We start from the raw sequence: 19,507 nt of genomic DNA, 5'->3' as shown, positions 1-19,507 counted from the left end.
TGATCAACGATGGATTAATCGGCGCATAACTCCGGTCGTATAAGTAAACGACGTTCTTTCAGGGAGAATAGAAATCAGCAGAGAGAAACGCTGATCAAGTCACGAAGTGACTGGCTTTGAGATGCCTGCAGGAAATGTCCGAATTCTGTTTGATTCTGAGGAACAGGCAGCTCCAATTGCAAGAGCGCGGTATAGGATTTCACGCTGGCCGATTCCAAAATCTGCTGCAATAAAGCCGCTTGCGCAGATTCAAAGGCAGGTAATGACTGTGAAGACTCGCCTACGATGAAATAGTGCTGAGCGGGGAACCGTTTTTTGAGGGGATCATGACTCTGTTCTTCCCCCAGATAGACAAAATGCAGGTGCCAGCCTTGTTCAGGAGCTTGAATCTTCACTAAGTCCGTATGATATTGATCCAGGTGGGATGGCAGCCAGTCACCGCTATTCGCGACCACCGGGTTCACGTCATGGTTATGGAGCCACGGAAAAGGCAAATTCCATAACGACAGCAGTAGACAGACACGAATCAAACATCGTGTTGTCCAATGTAGCCGCGATTCATAGTCAATTAATGACGAATGGATTTGCACTGGAATCATATCCAAGGAGGAATAAAAAGGACGCTAGTCCCAAGGTGGGGAATCGCCGCGAAACAATTCTATTTGTATTATTTGTCTCCTACAGAGAATATGTCAAGTCTTTTCTTTTCAGGATCTCTTCACTTCTGTGACAAGACACTTCGTCTCAAACGCTTATTGAGACTCAACCTTGCTGCCAGGAACACAGGTACACTCCCCCGGTCCCGTGTTTTGTTCCATTTCAAAATCTCTGAACTGGTTTTATATCGCCTTGAAAACACCAGCAGCATGAGGCCGCAATTCGAATCAAACTCAGGATTCGTCAAATTCCTCCCTGGAAATAAATTCAGAATCAGAAAATCTCGGCATGCTCTCAACAGTTGACGCGCAATATTTGGGACAACACTCCGAAATCGTTGAAAGACAATATGGCAATATATTTTTTCACAAAGGGACACGGCATCACACCTTGCTGAATAGAGCCCCAACCAACTAAACTAACGCTCGCAGGACCTGCTGCTCTTCCCTGTATTTGTTTAACCGTTTTATTACATCAAGAAATTAAATTTCGTATGACTATTCGTCGTCAGCTCATAAAGGCTAACCTGCTTTTCACACTATCTCTGGTTCTGTTTGGGGTCTCGCGCCTGGAAGCACAGACTCAACCTTCTCTTAAGACGACTTCTCAGCCGACTGCCCCCACCCCAACCGAAAATGGCCCCTCGATCACCACGGAAGAGATCCAAAAACGAATCGATCAGGTCAAAGAAATCAAAGACCTGACTGAGGAGAATCAGAAAAAAGCCATCGAGTTCTATACTCAGGCACTGGGAAACCTGCAAAAAACAGCCCTTTTCCAGAAAAACGCCCTCGATTACGCCGCCAAAACGCAAAATGCGATGCAGCTTGTCAATGATTATAAAGCCAAAATTGAGAATTTGAATCGACAATCTGCCCCTTCCTACTCCAAGATCATTAATCTGCCCCAACTCGAACAGGATCTTGTCCAGGCAGAGCCTCAACTGGAAGAAGCGAAACAGAAGTTGGCCAATTGGGAAGTAGAACTGGCTCGTCGTCCCAACCGTCAAAAAGAAGCTTTAAAGCGTGCCAGTGAAATTGATGAAAAGCTAAACGAAATCCAAAAGCAATTAGCAGTTCCTGCTCCTGCAGACGAACCAGCTGCTGTGAGCGATGCCAGAAAAAAGGAACTCGAAACACGTCAAATTCTCCTTAAAGCGGAAAAACCGTCTTTAAAGAACGAGCTTACATCCTATGACGCCGAGGATACCGTCGGATTTCCACGAATTTACTCGGATTATTTAAAACTGGAAGTCAAACTAAAAAAAGACAACATTGATGCTTTAAAAGAACAGATCAAAAACAGACGGGCCCTTGAATCCAGAATGCGCGTCCAGGAAGCCAGAGACAAAGTGTTTGCCACGCATCCACTTTTACAACCGATGGCTGAAAAAAATCAGAAGTATGCTGAAGAGATCCAGGCACTCAATAACAAAATCGAATCCGTAGATCAGAAGTTATCACAAACCAGCAAGACCCTGGATGATCTCAAAAAACAATTCACTCAGACTAAAGAAAAAGAAAAGTTAATTGGGTTAACGGGCCCCATCGGATTATTGCTTCGAAATCAGCAGGCAATGCTACCTGATATCCAAAGTCGCGAACAAAATATTGAGCATCGCAGCAAATTGATTGATGAAGTTCAACTACAAAAATTTGACCTGGAAGAAGAATGGGCAGACTTTCCGACAGCCGAAGAAAAAACAGCAGAAATCATCAAAGACAGTAAAGATGAACTGACTAAAGAAGAGGAAATCAATCTCCAGAATATTGTCGAAGATACTCTGGCAAAGCAGAAAGAATATTTAGACTCACTAATCAAGAGTAACAAAAATTACTTTGACAAATTACTCAATCTCCAAATCGAAGAACAATCGCTAGTCAAGCAGACCGACGCCTACTCGGATTATATCCAGGAACGCATCTTCTGGATCCGAAGTTCCGCTCCAATTTCAGCGTCCGAATTTAAGCAAACCCCCGGTTCACTCAAATGGCTGCTCTCCCCCACTCGCTGGAACGAAGTCTTTCATGCTATCAAGCAGGATGTGATCACGAATCCGATCATTTATGGAACCGCGTTCTTCTGTTTCCTGAGCCTGATTTATCTAGCCTATAATGTGCGACAGCAACTCCGCATCATCAACAAAGAAATCATTAAAAGTAATTACCGAAAGTTTGCGATCACTGCGCGCGTTGCTTTTCTCACGATGTTTATCGCCATCGTCTGGCCGGGGTTCATCTGGTTTATTGCCTGGAGACTCGGCAGCAATCCGAATGAACCTGTTTTCGTCAAAGCCGTGGAGTATAGTTTAAATCAAGTTGGCTGGCTGTTATTTTTCTGGGAACTCATTCGACAAATCTGTCGTCCCCTGGGTCTCGGCGAATCTCACTTTGGCTGGTATAAACAAACCGTTTCCTACGTGCGCAGAAACATTCGCTGGGTTATTTCTTTTTCAATCCCACTTCTGTTTGTCACGCTTTTATTACACGGAAAAGAAGTAGATCGGAACCAGGACTTTCTGGAACGTCTCTGCTTTTCCGCATTACTGGTGGTTTATACCGTTTTTGCCCGTCGGGTCTTCCACCCCCGCTCCGGTCTATTTCAGTCAATCCTGAATTACAATCAGGAGGTCTGGTATGACCGCTGCAAATTCATCATTTATTTTTTGACACTCGTCATACCCTGTTCCCTGATTCTGTTATCACTCATCGGTTTCTACTTTACGGCAATGAGTCTGTTTCATTTGATCTTCCTGACGCTCTGGTTATTTCTAGTCGTCATTTTATTCAGAGCATTACTGTTGCGCTGGATTCTGATCCATCATCGCCAACTCAGCTTTAAGCAGAATCAGGAACGCTTGCAGACGCTTCGCAAAGATGCTCAAGAACCGAGTACCGAAGCAACGATCGCAGGCATCACAGGAATTACCATTGAAGAGGAAAACCCCTCTGACCTCACAAAAATCTCAGCTCAGATCAAAAAACTGATCAACGCATCCATCAGCGTGATTCTGCTGGTCGGCATGTTCTGGATTTGGGGAGATACGCTGCCGGCCTTTAATCGACTGGACAGGTCTGAAAATAAAATCTGGTTCACCACAACTCAGACCCTGGAAGAAACCACTGATGAAAACGGGGAACTGAAATCGAAATACATCGAAAAACTCGAACCCGTCACCTACTATGATCTCGTAGTGGCCATCATTCTGGCCATCTTTGCTGTCATTGCCACAAGAAATATCCCGGGGCTATTGGAATTTCTTGTGCTGCAACGACTCCCTCTGGATACACCGGTGAAATATGCCATTACAAGCCTGGCCCGCTATTTTGTTGCCTTGATCGGAATTTTCATTGTCTTCTCTACGCTCGGCTTAGGCTGGTCAAAATTGCAATGGCTGGCAACCGCATTGACGTTCGGGCTGGCATTTGGTCTACAGGAGATCTTTGCCAACTTTATTTCCGGCCTGATCCTGCTGATCGAACGCCCGATTCGCGTAGGCGATATCATCACCGTTGATGAAGTCACTGGCGTCGTGTCCCGAATTCGGATGCGTGCCACGACAATTACTAACTGGGACCGCAAAGAATATATCGTTCCCAATCGCGAATTTATTACAGGTAAACTACTGAACTGGACCTTAACCGATTCTGTGAACCGAATCGCGATCACTGTAGGCGTTGCCTATGGCACCGATACAAATAAAGCGACTGATCTTACCATGAAGATTGTGGTCAATCACCCACTTGTGCTCTCAGACCCTGCTCCCAGTATCACATTCGAAGCCTTTGGAGACAGCACACTTAATTTGACTCTTCGGGCCTACCTTCCGAATCTGGAAAACCGGTTGAAAGTCATACATGAACTGCATACCACGATTCATGAAGAATTCAATAAAGCAGGGATTGAAATCGCATTTCCTCAGCGGGATGTGCACTTATTTTACGGCGATAAAGCACTCCAGCAGACCACTTTGAATTTGAATCCAGAACCGGGAAATTCTCAAGACAAACCAGAACAGAAGTAGCAGGTGATTTCAGGAAGTTTCCAGCCGCTTCGCCACAAAGGTACCTTTGATGACAGCAGCAACCTCGTCGTCTCTGGTCACGCGCGATTGTAGTTCAATACGAGCGCGTCCCTTGCGTTGTAATCGGGAATAAAATTGCTCCCAGACTTGATCGTCAGGAAAAGGGCATTCTCCTTGAAAGTCAGATTCAATCGGTCGTAGAAATTCCACTTCACTTTTCTGGATCACAATTTTGTAGCGGTGCCCGTCTGCTCTCAGCCGCAGATGAATCAACGTCCAACCCGCCAGAATACCCAGACTGGCAATGCTGCCGCCAAAGGCGGTTTCCTGATGATTCAGATTCGGAGCCAGTCGGGCACTTAACTTCAAGACGGCCTTCGCTTCCGGCAACACTTGGATTTGCATCGCTCGTGTGACTGGAATGTGCTGATGCAAATATGCCGTCACTTCCTCTGCATCAAACTCCATCCTGATGATCCTCCCAGCAAAACAATCGGCACATATACGAGATACGTATATCGAAAGTAGTCTGATGCATCATCTGGAAAAATACAAGCGTTGCCGGACCCTCATCATAAATTCGTCAAGCCGTCATCACCCGGCAGCAGGAGACGGCGGAAGAAATTCAGGCCCCTGCTGTGGAGGGACTGATCGATTGGGCGGAATCGCTGGAGGAAACACCGAAGGCGGCTTGCGTGATGGTTTCCAGCGGGAATCATACTCCGGCTGAATGGGATCAGGCTGAATTAGTCCAGGCTGACGAAGCGGCTGTAATGGCTGTTCCCGTTCTGTTTCAAAGGGCGCTCCTTGGCGAGGTACGGGAAACAATCTTCTTTCCGGCAGAACTTGTGGATGAGGCGAATACTGTGCCTGTAACAGATCAATCGAAAATTTCATCCCCTTGATCGTCTGATTCAACTCACGTAGATTTTGCTGCGGAATCATTCGGTAAGGAAATCCGTGGCATTGAAAACAGGGCTGCGGATAACCATTTCCCCCATAGAACTCATACCCATTCGGTCCCGTAGGTTTGATCACAGGGTCACGCAGAACCGGCAACCTTCCTGCCTGCAGTGATTGATCCAGATCGTCAACCAGCATGCTTAAATCTGCTAACGCCTGATCCATGCCCTGGACCGGCGCATTCAGAACAATCATCCTGTGAATATCGTCCGCGATTTCGTGTATTTCATAGGCCTTGGCAAACAGGCTGCGTTGCCCTCTGATTCCACGAAACTTCGTGCGAATCTCGCGGCACAGTGTAAAGGAATCGTGATTGAGCTTCCCCCCAACCACTTCCGGACTCATAACCTGATGCGCGTTCATACCCGGTTGCGCGTAGAGAGAACCATCCTGTACGACGACGATCATCAACAGCGCCACCATGCCCCCCCAGCGAATGTATCGTTGAAACATAACGTTCTCCCTTCATGTGGACAAAACCAGCACACACTTGGTGCCTCATCTTTGATAGACCTTTCATTTGCATGACTCCAACTAAGGCAAAGCACGTTCCTGAAATGCAACATGCCTTGTTTGTTGCCAATAAACGCTTTCCAAAAAAGAACTTAGTGCGTAAAATTGTTTGTCACACAATGAAAAAATGGCAACGGGCAAAAGCAATCTGATGTGATTTCGATGACAATCGTATCAATTTGATGCGGAACTACATGTAAACTTGACTCGTAGCCTCGACCACTCGATTGCCAAATTTCTCTTCGCACGACACAATAACCGGGTAAAGAAAAAACCACCTTAAACAGAGCCCCCATAAATACTTCGATAGATTCAGGATTCCATGCCTCTTACAACCAAAACAATTGGCCCTCTCAGTTGCCAGATTTATGATAAACTTCCCCCAGGACAGTCTCCGAAAATCATCACCATTATCAGTCATGGATTCGGCGCACCGGGAGATGATCTGGTCCCGTTGGGGTCAGAAGTACTCAGAAAATATCCTGCCTTAGCAGAACAGGTTCGCTTCGTCTTTCCTGCAGCGCCTCTCTCCTTAGTCGAGATGGGAATCCCCGGAGGTCGTGCCTGGTGGATGCTGGACGTGGCAGAGTTGAACGCCGCCATTGCATCGGGAAACATTCGGGACCAGAGAAATAAAACGCCCGATGGCCTATTAGAAGCGGCTCAAAAATTCCGTGAATTTGTTGATGCGCTACAAAAAGAATCTGGGTTACCCCTCTCTCAGTTTGTGCTGGCCGGGTTCTCGCAAGGTTCCATGATCTCAACCGAAGTCGCCCTGAACCTGCCTCAGCCACCGGCAGCACTGGTTCTCTGGTCGAGCACCCTATTATGTGAACAAAGATGGACATCTCTGGCAGAAAAAGCAGAAAAGTTTCCGATTCAGCAGAGCCACGGCACACAAGACCCCATACTCCCATTCGATGGGGCAATCTGGCTAAAAGACATGTTTGAGCAAAATCAATTTGCCGTCGATTTTTCCGAATTTATGGGTCCGCACACCATACCGGAAATTGCATTGGAGAAATTTGGTACCCTACTGACTGGTTTGACGGGCACAGACTGAATGAAGAACAGGTTAATCTGTGGAAACCCCTTATTTGTAAAGGCAATGCATTGAGACTGGTCTCTGCTCAAGACATAATACAAGATTATATTTTTGTTTTCATTCTATCGCTGCAATTCGGTCACATTTCGAATACAGAGCACACGGTCATTATCACAAACTGATTCCAGGATTTACGTTTATTTTAAAAAGACGGGATCAGAAAAGAAACGCATGAAATCATCTCTTATATTCCAATTCAATACGATCTTCTCATTGCTTCTGCTTGTGCTCCATGCCAGCCAGCCTGCTGTTGCAGCAGAAGAAACGCAACCCTTTGAAGTCAAACAAATTCATGTCGGATTTGATGGCCTCTACAAAGTAGGCCGCTGGGTTCCCATTGTTGTTGATCTCACGACAACCGCACCGCTGGAACTGCAACTCTCTATCGTCGCACTGTCACCAGACGGTAACCCGACGGAAGTTCCATCAAAAGTCTACTCACTCCCGAAACAGGGAGACTATCAGCTGTATGCACAATTCAAATCTGGTTTACTTGACAGCCCCTTAAAAATTCGGCTGCGAGATGTAAAAACACAGTCAATACTCCGTGAAATCTCATATTCACCCCAGTCATCTCGGAACAAATTTACGGCGATTGGCTTGAAGCAATCGGTAGAGCTCTGGGCACTGATCGGTGAGACTCCCGGATTCGATCCTGTTTCAGCAGAGACGCCGGATGCGATCGATAAAAACCGGAGCCAGTTCACCACATTGATTTCAGACAAGTCGATCCTGCCTGAGACCGCTTATGGATATGACTCGCTCGATTCGTTAATCATAGATGCAGATTATTCGGTCAGTGTTGAAAAAAATCGGGCCATTCGAAACTGGGTTGCCAACGGTGGGCACCTTGTTATCTGTGTTGGGAACAACGTGGAAGCCTATCAGAAAAGTGAATTTGCGAAATGGGTACCGGTAAAAGTCACCGGTAAGAATCGAGTACGTGAATTAAGCAGCCTGGAATTATTTGCCGCCGTTCGTTCTCGGATTCGTGGTGTCGCAACCGCTGCCCAAATTGAAATAGATGCCGGCGAGGTCCTGGCATCCTCCCTGAATGGACCGCTACTGGTTCGGGTTCCCTTTGGTCTGGGCGTTGTGACATTCCTCGCATTGGACTTGAACACCAGTCCCCTCGTCAACTGGGATGGTTTAACAAACCTCTGCCCAAAACTGGCGACCAGACTCAAACAGTCTGGTTCCAGCAATCAACAGAATGACGTCTTGGGCAAGCGGATTTCACAGACAGGAATTTCCGAATTGGAAACGCAAGTGTTTCATTCGCAGCAGAATTTCCCAGATGTCCAAAGACCCTCCCACTGGTGGGTGATGGGCCTGATTCTGTTTTATCTACTGCTGGTGGGACCGCTCGATTATTTCCTGGTCCACCGTATTCTAAACAAACCCCATGTCACTTGGATTACGTTCCCGACCCTGGTCTTGCTGGCTGTTGTCTGGGGAGTCACAACGGCGCAGAATGATAATGGCAATACACTGCAGTCAACCCAACTTAATCTCGTAGACTATGATGCCTCAACTGGCCAGCTGCGTGGTCGTTTTTATCTGAATTTATATAGTCCCGAAATGCGTCGATATCAGGTGAATGTTGCTTCAACTGTTCCGGGAACACAGAATTCGGCCGAGTACATTCCGACCCATCTCTGCTGGAATGGCCTACCGGAAACAACATTCGCAGGCATGTACCGGTCTGCGGAAGGGACAATCACAGGCCCCGCCTACCAGTTTGCTAAAGACTCCCAGTCCATCATAAATCTGCCAATATTAAAATGGGGAACGAAGAGCCTCAGAGCAGACTGGTCTCGTCAACAACCCGACTTAGTCGAATCTCGTCTGACAGGAAATAGTATAGGCCAGCTCTCCGGAACTCTCACACATCAGTTTTCGAGTCCCCTCAAAGAGTGGGTGATTGCTTACCGAAACCGGGTCTATCTACCGGTTGTGAATCCGGAACAGCTTGAAGACTCTTTCATTCCTGCCGGCCAGTCCTGGAATATTAATGCCCCCCGCATCGAATCGCGCAACATCAAGGGATACCTGACCCGTGCCGTCTCGCGCCGCATTGAACAAAAAGGGCAGCATAATGCGACCATCATTACCGTACAAACCGACTACGACCCGTTATCCAAAGACACATACGAAATACTGAAAATGCTGACTTTCCATGAAATGTCAGGAGGATTTGGTTACACCAGACTCACAAATCTCTCAGCAGAGCAACTGGACCTGACCGAACAATTACGTCTGGGGAGAGCCGTTTTATTTGCCAGACTGGATACTCCCCTCAGCCAGGTGCAACTTGATGATCAACAACTCGATCAGAAACAGCAAAGCACCTTTATCAGAGTGGTCATCCCCGTTAAGAAATCAACAGACATTCAATATGAATTACCTTCGGTGGAAAACAAAGACGATGATCAGCCGAAGGATCAGAAGGACACACCTTCCGGGAGCGATAAAGAGTGATTGAAACACGCAATTTAACCAAACGTTACGGCGACTTGATCGCTGTCAACAATATCAATCTGAGTCTGGGAGAAGGCGATGTCTTTGGGTTTATCGGTCCCAACGGCTCCGGCAAGACAACCACGATGCGAATGATTGCCACTCTGCTCAGCCCGGATTACGGCGAAGCTTATGTCTGTGGAAAATCGATCTATACGCATCCGGAAGAAATCCGAAGACTGGTCGGTTTCATGCCTGACTTCTTTGGTGTCTACGATGACATGACCGTGCTCGAATATCTTGAGTTTTTTGCATCCGCCTATCGAATCAAAGGTCCACAGCGTCGGAAAATCTGCGAAGAAAAGCTGGAATTGGTCGACATGACTTTCAAGCGGGACGCGATGGTCAATCAGTTATCCCGTGGCCAAACACAACGCATCGGACTGGCGCGCGTCCTGCTGCATGAGCCGCAAGTGCTTCTGCTGGATGAACCGGCCAGTGGTCTGGACCCACGCGCCCGAATCGAAATCCGCAACTTGCTGAAACGCCTGGGAGAACTCAAGAAAACCGTAATTGTCTCCAGTCACATCCTGCCCGAACTGGCTGATGTCTGTACGCGCGTCGGAATGATCGAAAAAGGCAATTTGATTGTTGACGATAACGTTGATGCAGTCATGAAAAAAGCAAGGCAGCGAATTCTGCTCTACGTTGGCGTGAGCGAAAACACAGAAAAAGCCGCTGCCCTGCTTGAATCTCATAATCTGGTATCAAATATTGACATCGAAAAGAATGTCATGCTGGTCACTCTGCAAAATGATGTCAAAGATTACACCTTCATTCCCTCGCTGTTGATCAATGAAGGGTTCCATTTGAGCTTATTCCGCGAAGAGGAAATCAACCTGGAAACGGCATTTATGGAATTGACCAAAGGTCTGGTTCAATAATCCCACTCCCACGTTAACTATTTCTTTTGGGCAGCGGCTCGTTTTGCTTTACGGGCTGCTTCCGCTTTTTCCTCTGCTGCTTTCACCTCTGATTCCGGCTTTCGCTTCTGCTGCAACAGCCATTCGTAGACTTTGGGATTATCATAAGTCTCCGTCCACGAATCGTGGCCCGCGTCCGGATAAATCGTGAACGAAACATCCGCATTCGCTTTTTTCAATACGTCCACCAGAGACTGGGAACGTTCCAGTGGCACCGCGCCATCTTTGGCTCCGTGAAACACCCAGATGGGTACGTGCTTGATTTTTTTTACCCAGAATTTTTCTCCACCGCCACAAATGGGAATGAGAGCAGCAAACCGGTAAGGAGTATGAGCAGCCAGTGCCCAGGTACCAAACCCGCCCATACTTAACCCGGTTACATAAATACGATCTTTATCAACGTGATACTTCTTTTCAATTTCATCTAGCAAGGCCGTTAACTCGACCGGTTGCCAGAGTTGACCTTTGGGGCATTGAGGCGAAACAACAATAAAAGGGAACGGTTTTCCATTTTTGACTAATTTCGGCGGCCCATGCACGGTGACCAGATCCAGATTGTCGCCTCGTTCCCCTGCACCATGCAGAAATAATACTAAAGGCCACTTTTCTTTTTGATCATAATCTTTCGGCAAATAAATGAGGTAGTCCATCTTCACAGGAACCCGTGTATTCAGTTCGGCTGCCACCTGTTTTCCTGATTGCGCTTTCTCTTCAGCCTGTACTGCTGACACACCAGCTAGAACAAACATGGCCAATAATCCTGATAGTAGATTCCGCAGCATCTGATTCAATCTCCCTCTATGAGAAATGTTGTTATTGAGAATTTAAACAAAATAGGACATGAGCATGACAGAGAATTTTCCAGACTTCAAGCCTATACAATCACATCAAAACTGCACCAAACCATATGTACACATCCCTGATTAAAAAAAATCACTCTATTCTAAGCTGAAATCAATCCAATCGGACTCGATTTTGAGTCACTTGCCTGAATCTGTTGCCGCTTTGGCTCACCCCGGCAGAATGCTCTTCTACCCCAACTCATTTTTTGATAAAGTTCGCCCCTCAACTCTCCCTTTCTCCCCTGTCGATATCTTTCACCACTTTCATCTCTCCCATGATTTCTACGTCCTATTGCAGAAATAGTTTACATCCGAAATCAGTCTCATTGAAAAGGCTCGTTCAGAGTCTGCTCCTGACTGGTTTGCTGCTCTGCTGCGCACTACCTTCTGGCTGCCAGAAAAGCCTGCTCCAGAATATGCGACAGACGCAGATGCCAATCACTATGAAAGAGAAAGTTGCCCCGGCAATCCCGGAGGAACTGGAAGGGCTCCACGTTTATCTATCCCAGGATTTGTGGAGCCGAAACGATCACTGGTCGGCCTTTCAAGAATGGAAAACACTTCAAACTCACGTCGCGAACAAGACCACAGCCCCGCTGGATGTACATCGTTGGGTGTTTGGATCATCCGAACCAGAGAACCTGTTGTCAGAAGCAGTGAAAGCAGAAACTCCACCGGCTTCTACCAAAGGCCCAAATATTGCAGATTCGAATGAGCCTGCAAAGCAAAATGCCCCAGAACAAAATGTCTCAGAGCATAATTTACCGAGGCAAACATCTCCGCCATCAGACAAACAGACTGCCGAAACGGCTACCCAAAAACAGGAACACTGGTCGTTTAATGCATTGCAAGATTTTTTCATCCGCACAGACTCTAAGAACTTGGAGACTGATTCCTCGCAATATTCAGAAAAATTTGCGAAACTAAAACTGCTTTCAGAGCAAGACTCTCTCGCGGGCTGGAATGCGGCTATTTTATGGGCAACGCTTTCTCCCGAAACAGCTATAGAAACCATCCCCATCCTGGAAAAACTCGCCTTCGAGCAAATAACATCTGATCCGCCTAAGAAAAAGAACACGCCTGCACAGCCTAAGCCACTTCCTCTCTCACCTGCCATGAGACATGCCGCCATCAATGGAATCTCGCTGGTGCTCTCCCATGCCGATGCAATTCCCCTCGACACAAAAAACAAACTAACCCAAGCATTGCAACGCCCCGACATCTCAATGGAAATTCGCTACGAATTATTTTGTGGTTTAGCACGATTTATGTCACCAGCGAATATTCCGACACTAGAACAATCATTGGACGTTGGCGACAATCAGAGACGCCTTCCCAAAACATTACGTCGCGCAGCCATGGATGCCTGCATTATCCATGGACTCTGGTTTTATGCAGATCAGAATCGATTCTCAATCCCAGGTCACTCTCAAAAAGAATCCCGATTATTTGAGCCTGCAGTATGGCCCACAAACATCACGCAGGTTCGCTGGGATTCTGATTCTCTAATGCGCACGAATTTTGGATATTGGGCTGCTTTGGTCCGTCACCCGGATGCAGAAGCGATTCTGACATCCCAATTGAAAGATGCTGACCTGCAGGTTCAAAATGAAGCACTGAAACACCTGGGAATCCTGGGAACGGAGACGGCACTGCAACAGTTGAAAGAACAGGCCAAGCGTCCTCAGGAAAGCTCTCGAATCTCAGCAGCCGTTGGATTGACTCCGTGGGGAGCCCAGTACCTGGCTCCTCTCAGCAAGGACACTGCTGCATCGGTTCGACTTGCAGCAACCAAAGGACTCGGACAGGTCGCATCCCCGGAAGCGGCGTTGTTATTGCGATCACTGCTGAATGACCGTAGTACGCATGTGCAAATAGCGGTGATAGATTCGATCAGCCAATGGCCGGATGAACTTGCAATCCCGCTGCTCCTCGAAGGAATTCAGGAAGGCGTTTATAAAACGCGTCGAAAAAGTATCATCCAGTTAACGAACCGTACGGGTATGGGAGGTTCAATATCAATCGAAGCTCCCAAAGCAGACCGTATTGCCGCAGTTAGAAAACTGATCCAATCGGAACAGGTTCCCGGCGCCTTGTGGAATCAGCTTTTACAGTCGGGTCTGCAAAAACCACGTGAGGTGAATCAAAGTCGAGCTGCAGAAATCCAAGCCTACTTCCAGGATCTCATCAATCAACCACGGGAATCAACACAATATCAGCAAGCGTTTCAGGAACTCGAAAATATCTCTTCCAATGAGCTGGAAATCCTGGAAAAATTGATTCTGGAAACCTCCATTGAACTACCCAAGGAAATCTACACCGAATTGCTCCCGGGACTGGAATCGAATTATGCCGCTTTAAACCAGTTATCGAGTTCGCATGTCACGGATCGCCGCAAAGGCGCACAACAGCTTCTGCTGAACTCACAAAACGTGTCTTTAAACCCCGTCCTGATAAAACGCCTCCGAAAACTAATGACTCATGAGCAAGACCGCCTTGTCTGGCGGATCGTCATGTCTGCGATTTCAAAAGACAATTATGATGAATCAGCGCAACTGGCATTGCTGGCGATCAACCATAACTGGTCTGACATCAGAATATTGGGATGTGAATACTTTGGCAAACACGGCTTACCACAGTATGCAGCCTGGCTACTCCCTCTCCTCAATGACAAAAATGAATCCGTTCAGCTTGCGGCCATGCATGCCCTTGGTCAGTGCCATAATCCCATTGCCATCACAGGAATTCAAAACACAGCACAGAACCAGCCTCCTGCACCATCCCTGAAGTCGAAGTTGACGCATTCAAATCACAGAGTCCGTTTTGAAGCCGTTGCCGCTCTGAGCCGCCTGGGTGACATTGAAGGCATGCAGGAACTGGTGCGACTTTCGAACGATACCAATAATTCCATTCGCAGTGATGCCGTTCGCGAAATGGGAGATTCCGGCCAGACACGATATGTCGAACCACTGATTCAAATGGCGTGGACGGAACGCAACCATTCGACTCTCAAAGAAATTCTCAGTAGTCTGGATAAACTGGTTCCCGACTCAGAGCAACCGGCAGAATTGGCTTCTCAGCTCAAACACTTTGAACAAGCGAAAATCTGGATGAACTGGTGGCAAACACACCACTCTGGCCCTTCTGCAAGACTGTTTACCGGCAGTTAAGTATGAAATCTTGTTTTTGAGGTACTTGAAGCCTGTTCTCCCTTCCTGGATAACAGTATTATGGGCAGAAATAATAAGATTTCTGTACCCATCGAATATTTTATTCACTGCGGAATTACTACATGACGAACTACCACGACGACTTTCAATTGGAATGGCATGGAAATACGGTCGTAATCATTCCAGCAAGTAATGTCGAGTCTATGAGTTGGGATCTGATTGAGCAGGCTGCCGACATCGTTATGGCTCCGTTGCAGGAAGTCGAAATTCCCATGGTCGTTTTTGACTTGAGTGATGTCAGCTATTTTGGTTCCGTATTTCTCGCACTCTTACTACGCTGCCATAAACATGTCCGGAGTAGAGGTGGTGAATTGGTTTTGTGCGGTGCCAGTAAAATGGCAAGTGAGTTATTGAGAATCACCGCATTAGATACACTATGGGCGATTTATGACACCAGAGATGAAGCTCTGGATGCCCTGATGGGTTAGGTAATATAACGAATTCAGCCTAACAACTCGACCAGTTGTGTTAAAGGATTAATAGATCATGTCGAGAAAATATCGAAAAACACGTCCCGAAGTCTCTGAATCAGACGTATTGCCAACAGAGCATAGCCCTGAGCTTTATTCGCCTGATTCCATCGTCGCCAGTATCAAAGAGACCGCCGATAAACTTCAAAAAGATCACGCAACGCGCGGTGACCTCAAGATCTTGGACCGTGCGCTAAAAGAACTCCGGTACGCCTTCAAAGTTTTCACCCCCTACCGTAAGCAGCGCAAAGTCACTGTTTTCGGATCTGCGAGAACGCTCCCCGATGACCCCGCTTATCAGCAGGCGCTGCAGTTTGGTCGCCGTATGGCCGAAGAAAAATGGATGACCGTGACCGGTGCCGGACCTGGAATCATGGAAGCAGCCCATGTCGGTGCGGGCACTGATATGTCCATGGGCGTCAATATCGTGCTCCCCTTCGAACAGGAGCCGAATTATGTCATTCATAAAAACGAAAAGCTGGTTAACTTAAACTACTTCTTCACCCGTAAACTACTCTTCGTGAAAGAAGTTCATGCCATCGTTTGCTGTGCCGGTGGTTTTGGAACATTAGACGAAGCATTCGAAACACTCACCCTGGTACAAACCGGGAAACGTGACCCTATGCCGATCGTCCTATTGGATGCACCGGGCAGTACCTACTGGAAAGAATGGGAGTCATTCCTGAAAAACAATCTGTTAAAACAGGAATTGATTTCAAAGGAAGATTTATCCCTGTTTTATGTCACGGATAACATTGAAGATGCCGTCGATGAAGTCATCGGTTTTTACAGCGTGTATAACAGTATGCGGTATGTAAAAGGCCGTCTGGTCCTGCGGTTGCATGTGGAACCAAGTGATGAATTTGTCGAACAGTTGAACAATGAATTCAGAGACATCCTCGAATCAGGCATTATCACGAAAGTAAAGGTACACGAGCTGGAAAAAGACGACGAACATCTGGCAGACCTGCCTCGTATTTCGTTGCTCTTCAATCGTAAGAATCTGGGACGGCTACGTCAGATGATTGACCGAATCAACGACGAACTGACACCCAATCACGACGAAGTCGAGGATGAGTAAGCATCCTTCTACTGCCCGAGCATGCTTTTGAATTCGTCTTCGTGTTTCAAGATCTCCTGCAACTTCACCATTGAGCGACTGACCATCACGCGCACGGCAACGTCGGATTTACCCAACTGGACGGCAATCTCTTTGGTCGGCAGACCTTCGACATACTTTAAACGAATCGCTTCCCGATTCTCTTCTGGTAAGCTTTCCAGCGCCAGTAATAACTTCATTTCCTTTGCGCCGCGCGAAAATGCCTGACTGGGACTGGTGATACTGGCAATCAGTAAATCCATAAACCCCTGCCCTTCACCATCACTGGCCAAGCGCTGTTTGACTTCCCGCCCGGCAGCCCGCTTTTGCACCTGGAAATATTTTCGATGATTATCGATAATCCGCCGTTCAGAGAGGTGGCAGAGCCAGTTAAAAGGCGTCTTTTGCTCAAAATCCATTTGAGACAATGACTCTACCGCATTGAGTGATACTTCCTGCAGAATATCGGTCGCTTCCACCTTGCCTTTTAACGCATCACTCATGTTTTTGTTGATAAAGGCCAATAACGGGGCGCGATGCGATTCGATAAATTCGAGCAAAGCCGGTTCGCTCCCTTGTTTAATTTGGCTAATCAATACTTCAATGTCAGTCGTCATGTCAACTTCACACTTCCTGCAATGAGTCATTCAAGACTGGCGCGTTCAAGTCTGGCGCGTTCTACTTTCCACATGAAGCAGCATCGGTTACTATGATGCCCATTCAGATGGATCGATTAGCCCTTTATACCATTGACGGGACGAGTCTTCTACTGAAATATTCACAGGAATTCGCGTAGAATTGCATTCAACATTTCAGGAGCACTCTGTTGTCGGAACCTTTGCCACATCTGGATACGACGGACAGCCACGACGATCTCTCTGCACTGACAGAAGTGATGGAACAGTTTGTCGACGATTGGGAATCACAGCAAGCTCCCCCCGAATTAAAACAATATCTTCCTGAAGCAGTGCCCATCAATCGCTTTCTTCTCATCGAGCTGATTAAAATTGATTTAGAATTTCGCTGGCAGCAATTTAATTTCCCGAAACGGATCGAAGAGTACCTGAAAGAATTTCCTCTACTTCTGGAAGAGACCGTACCCGTTGATCTGCTATATGAGGAGTACCATCTTCGTCGGCAGAATGGATTTGAAGTCGACCCTGCTGAATATCTCAGTTTTTTTCCAGATGCCAGCGCACAGTTGAATCAACTATTTGAATTAGACCATGCCTACAGCAGCACGAAAATGCTGAATCATTCCCTGCCACTGGCACTTCACAATTTTCAACCGGGGCATACGGTCGATGATTTTGAATTGCTGACTTTACTAGGCACAGGTGCGTTCGCCAAAGTTTATCAGGCACGTCAGAATTCAATGCAGCGTCTTGTCGCTTTGAAAATCTCAGAAGATTCCAGCGACGAACCACAAACATTAGCACAACTGGATCACGACAACATCGTACGTGTGTTTGATCAACGCCTGCTGCCAGATCAAAAAATCCGTCTGCTCTATATGCAATATCTTCCTGGCGGCACTCTGCAATCCGTCGTCGAAATGATTCGCAAAACAGCACCAGCAGAACGTGCAGGGAACATTCTCATTTCGGCCATTAATCAGTCTCTGGAATTACGCGGAGAGTCACGGCCTGCTGAATCTTTTACTTACCAGACATTGAATTCACTGTCTTGGCCAGAAACGATTTGCTGGCTGGGAATTCGTCTGGCAAACGCACTGGACTACGCACATAAGAAAGGTATTTTACACCGTGATATCAAGCCGGCCAATGTACTCCTGACGTCAGAGGGCGTTCCGAAACTGGCCGATTTCAATATCAGTTTCAGTTCGCACGTTACTGGCACCACGCCCGCAGCATACTTTGGTGGCAGCCTGGCATATATGTCTCCCGAACAACTGGAAGCCTACGATCCCACTCATAGCCGATCACCGGAAAGTCTCGACGAGCGCAGTGACCTTTATTCTCTAGGACTCATGTTATGGGAACTTCTTACAGGCATGCGGCCTTTTCAAGATACTGCAATCTCTTCTGGCTGGTCATCCTTGTTGAAACAGATGATCCAACAGCGTCAGTCGGGCTCTGACTTACAGAAAATGCCACAACACCTTCCTCCGGACTGCCCGGAACATCTGATAACAGTGCTCCAGAAATGCCTGGCTCCCGCTCCTGAAGCACGGTGGACCTCTGGCGCAGAACTTGCCAGCCAACTGAAACTGTGTTTGAATCCTCGCGCACAGCAGATCTTATTTCCCTCTTCAACAAGCTGGTTTGCCCGCTTGAAAGGCTGGGAAATTCCGCTTGTCATTCTGGTTGTTGCCCTCCCGAATATTCTGGCTGGATTATTCAATTTCTTCCACAACCAGAAACATATCGTAGAACACTTAAAAAATTCACAAGAAGCGTTTTGGCAAATCCAATCCACTATCAATCTCATCGCCTACCCTCTCGGACTGGGGCTGATTGGATGGATTACCTGGACCATCCTCCGTTTTCCTTCTGAGAAACAGGCCAGCAGCGATTCGAAGGATCAGAAATCCGCAAGCATAGAAAAACGCTGTTTACGTCTGGGCCACTATGCGGCTCTGATCTGTACGGCCGAATGGGTGATCGCCGGCATCGCCTATCCCATCAGCATGCACTATGCCATTGGCTCTTTATCCATCTCTGCGTACCTGCACTTCCTCGGATCACTTTTACTGTGCGGACTGATTGCTGCCAGCTATCCCTTTTTCGGTGTCACCTGGCTCAGCCTGCATCTGATCTACCCGCGTATTCATCAGGCCCATGATGCCGCCGGTCAGCAGGCTCCCGAAATCTACACACAAATCAAACGGCTGAGCTGGGTCTACCTGATGCTGGCTTTCCTGGTGCCAATGCTCAGTATTGCCTCGCTGGCGATGTTCAACATGGATGACAAAGTTGCTATTGGCATCCTCACAATTGCCGGAACTCTAGGCGCCATCAGCATTTTCCGCGTTTTCCAGGCACTGCAAGCCGACTTGGAAGCACTCGACGGGCTCTACTCACAAAAACAGGCCACAAACCAGTGAACGTTTGATGTTTCGTTTTTTTCTAAGAATTGCTGTAACAGATTCTGACCGTTCCCGCTTGGTGGGGTGTGAGACAACAAACTCAACACTCAAT

Annotated in this window: 13 protein-coding genes; 8 read left to right on the top strand and 5 right to left on the bottom strand. The window is 47.3% G+C overall.

What is annotated here, in order from left to right; translation table 11 throughout:
- Positions 1 to 74: 74 nt before the first annotated feature.
- On the bottom strand, positions 75 to 590 hold the full coding sequence (locus AAC022_RS07090) for a hypothetical protein (protein WP_339729471.1): 516 nt from the start codon (positions 588 to 590) through the stop codon (positions 75 to 77).
- Positions 591 to 1,150: 560 nt separating this feature from the next.
- On the opposite strand from AAC022_RS07090, the gene AAC022_RS07085 reads away from it, so the two are divergent.
- Entirely contained in the window at positions 1,151 to 4,681 is a 3,531-nt protein-coding gene (locus AAC022_RS07085) for a mechanosensitive ion channel domain-containing protein (RefSeq protein ID WP_339729468.1), read from the top strand.
- A gap of 9 nt (positions 4,682 to 4,690) precedes the next feature.
- Here AAC022_RS07085 and AAC022_RS07080 read toward each other — a convergent pair whose 3' ends face one another.
- Complete coding sequence (locus tag AAC022_RS07080; protein WP_339729467.1) at positions 4,691 to 5,149, bottom strand: YiiD C-terminal domain-containing protein; 459 nt, start codon at positions 5,147 to 5,149, stop codon at positions 4,691 to 4,693.
- A 126-nt stretch (positions 5,150 to 5,275) separates the two neighbouring features.
- Positions 5,276 to 6,097: a hypothetical protein gene (locus tag AAC022_RS07075; RefSeq protein ID WP_339729464.1), complete on the bottom strand. Its 822-nt coding sequence runs from the start codon at positions 6,095 to 6,097 to the stop codon at positions 5,276 to 5,278.
- 382 nt (positions 6,098 to 6,479) lie between these two features.
- Between AAC022_RS07075 and AAC022_RS07070 the strand changes: the two genes are divergently transcribed.
- The 3 genes from AAC022_RS07070 to AAC022_RS07060 all read left to right on the top strand — a co-directional run bounded on the left by AAC022_RS07070 (position 6,480) and on the right by AAC022_RS07060 (position 10,666).
- A complete protein-coding gene (locus tag AAC022_RS07070; RefSeq protein WP_339729461.1) occupies positions 6,480 to 7,220 on the top strand; it encodes a hypothetical protein in 741 nt (246 codons plus the stop codon).
- Between the two features lie 213 nt (positions 7,221 to 7,433).
- On the top strand, positions 7,434 to 9,743 hold the full coding sequence (locus AAC022_RS07065) for a hypothetical protein (RefSeq protein WP_339729460.1): 2,310 nt from the start codon (positions 7,434 to 7,436) through the stop codon (positions 9,741 to 9,743).
- Positions 9,740 to 10,666: an ABC transporter ATP-binding protein gene (locus tag AAC022_RS07060; RefSeq protein ID WP_339729459.1), complete on the top strand. Its 927-nt coding sequence runs from the start codon at positions 9,740 to 9,742 to the stop codon at positions 10,664 to 10,666. Before AAC022_RS07065 ends, AAC022_RS07060 begins: the two co-directional genes overlap by 4 nt.
- A 17-nt stretch (positions 10,667 to 10,683) precedes the next feature.
- On the opposite strand, the gene AAC022_RS07055 is transcribed toward AAC022_RS07060, so the two are convergent.
- Positions 10,684 to 11,454: a prolyl oligopeptidase family serine peptidase gene (locus AAC022_RS07055; RefSeq protein WP_339729457.1), complete on the bottom strand. Its 771-nt coding sequence runs from the start codon at positions 11,452 to 11,454 to the stop codon at positions 10,684 to 10,686.
- 536 nt (positions 11,455 to 11,990) lie between these two features.
- On the opposite strand from AAC022_RS07055, the gene AAC022_RS07050 reads away from it, so the two are divergent.
- The 3 genes from AAC022_RS07050 to AAC022_RS07040 all read left to right on the top strand — a co-directional run bounded on the left by AAC022_RS07050 (position 11,991) and on the right by AAC022_RS07040 (position 16,328).
- Positions 11,991 to 14,717, top strand: a complete 2,727-nt coding sequence (locus AAC022_RS07050; protein ID WP_339729455.1) for a HEAT repeat domain-containing protein — start codon at positions 11,991 to 11,993, stop codon at positions 14,715 to 14,717.
- A 122-nt stretch (positions 14,718 to 14,839) separates the two neighbouring features.
- On the top strand, positions 14,840 to 15,205 hold the full coding sequence (locus AAC022_RS07045; RefSeq protein ID WP_339729453.1) for an STAS domain-containing protein: 366 nt from the start codon (positions 14,840 to 14,842) through the stop codon (positions 15,203 to 15,205).
- 58 nt (positions 15,206 to 15,263) lie between these two features.
- Positions 15,264 to 16,328, top strand: a complete 1,065-nt coding sequence (locus AAC022_RS07040) for a TIGR00730 family Rossman fold protein (RefSeq protein ID WP_339729451.1) — start codon at positions 15,264 to 15,266, stop codon at positions 16,326 to 16,328.
- Between the two features lie 8 nt (positions 16,329 to 16,336).
- Here AAC022_RS07040 and AAC022_RS07035 read toward each other — a convergent pair whose 3' ends face one another.
- Positions 16,337 to 16,963 (bottom strand): sigma-70 family RNA polymerase sigma factor, encoded by a 627-nt coding sequence (locus AAC022_RS07035; RefSeq protein ID WP_339729448.1) that lies wholly within the window; start codon positions 16,961 to 16,963, stop codon positions 16,337 to 16,339.
- A gap of 209 nt (positions 16,964 to 17,172) precedes the next feature.
- Here AAC022_RS07035 and AAC022_RS07030 point away from each other — a divergent pair, with 209 nt between their 5' ends.
- Positions 17,173 to 19,413 (top strand): serine/threonine-protein kinase, encoded by a 2,241-nt coding sequence (locus AAC022_RS07030; RefSeq protein WP_339729445.1) that lies wholly within the window; start codon positions 17,173 to 17,175, stop codon positions 19,411 to 19,413.
- Positions 19,414 to 19,507: the final 94 nt, after the last annotated feature.

It is taken from the genome of uncultured Gimesia sp. (assembly GCF_963976445.1).
Taxonomy (GTDB): domain Bacteria; phylum Planctomycetota; class Planctomycetia; order Planctomycetales; family Planctomycetaceae; genus Gimesia.
The sequence above is the reverse complement of the archived record's forward strand: the minus strand, read 5'-3'. Positions and strand labels throughout refer to the sequence as shown.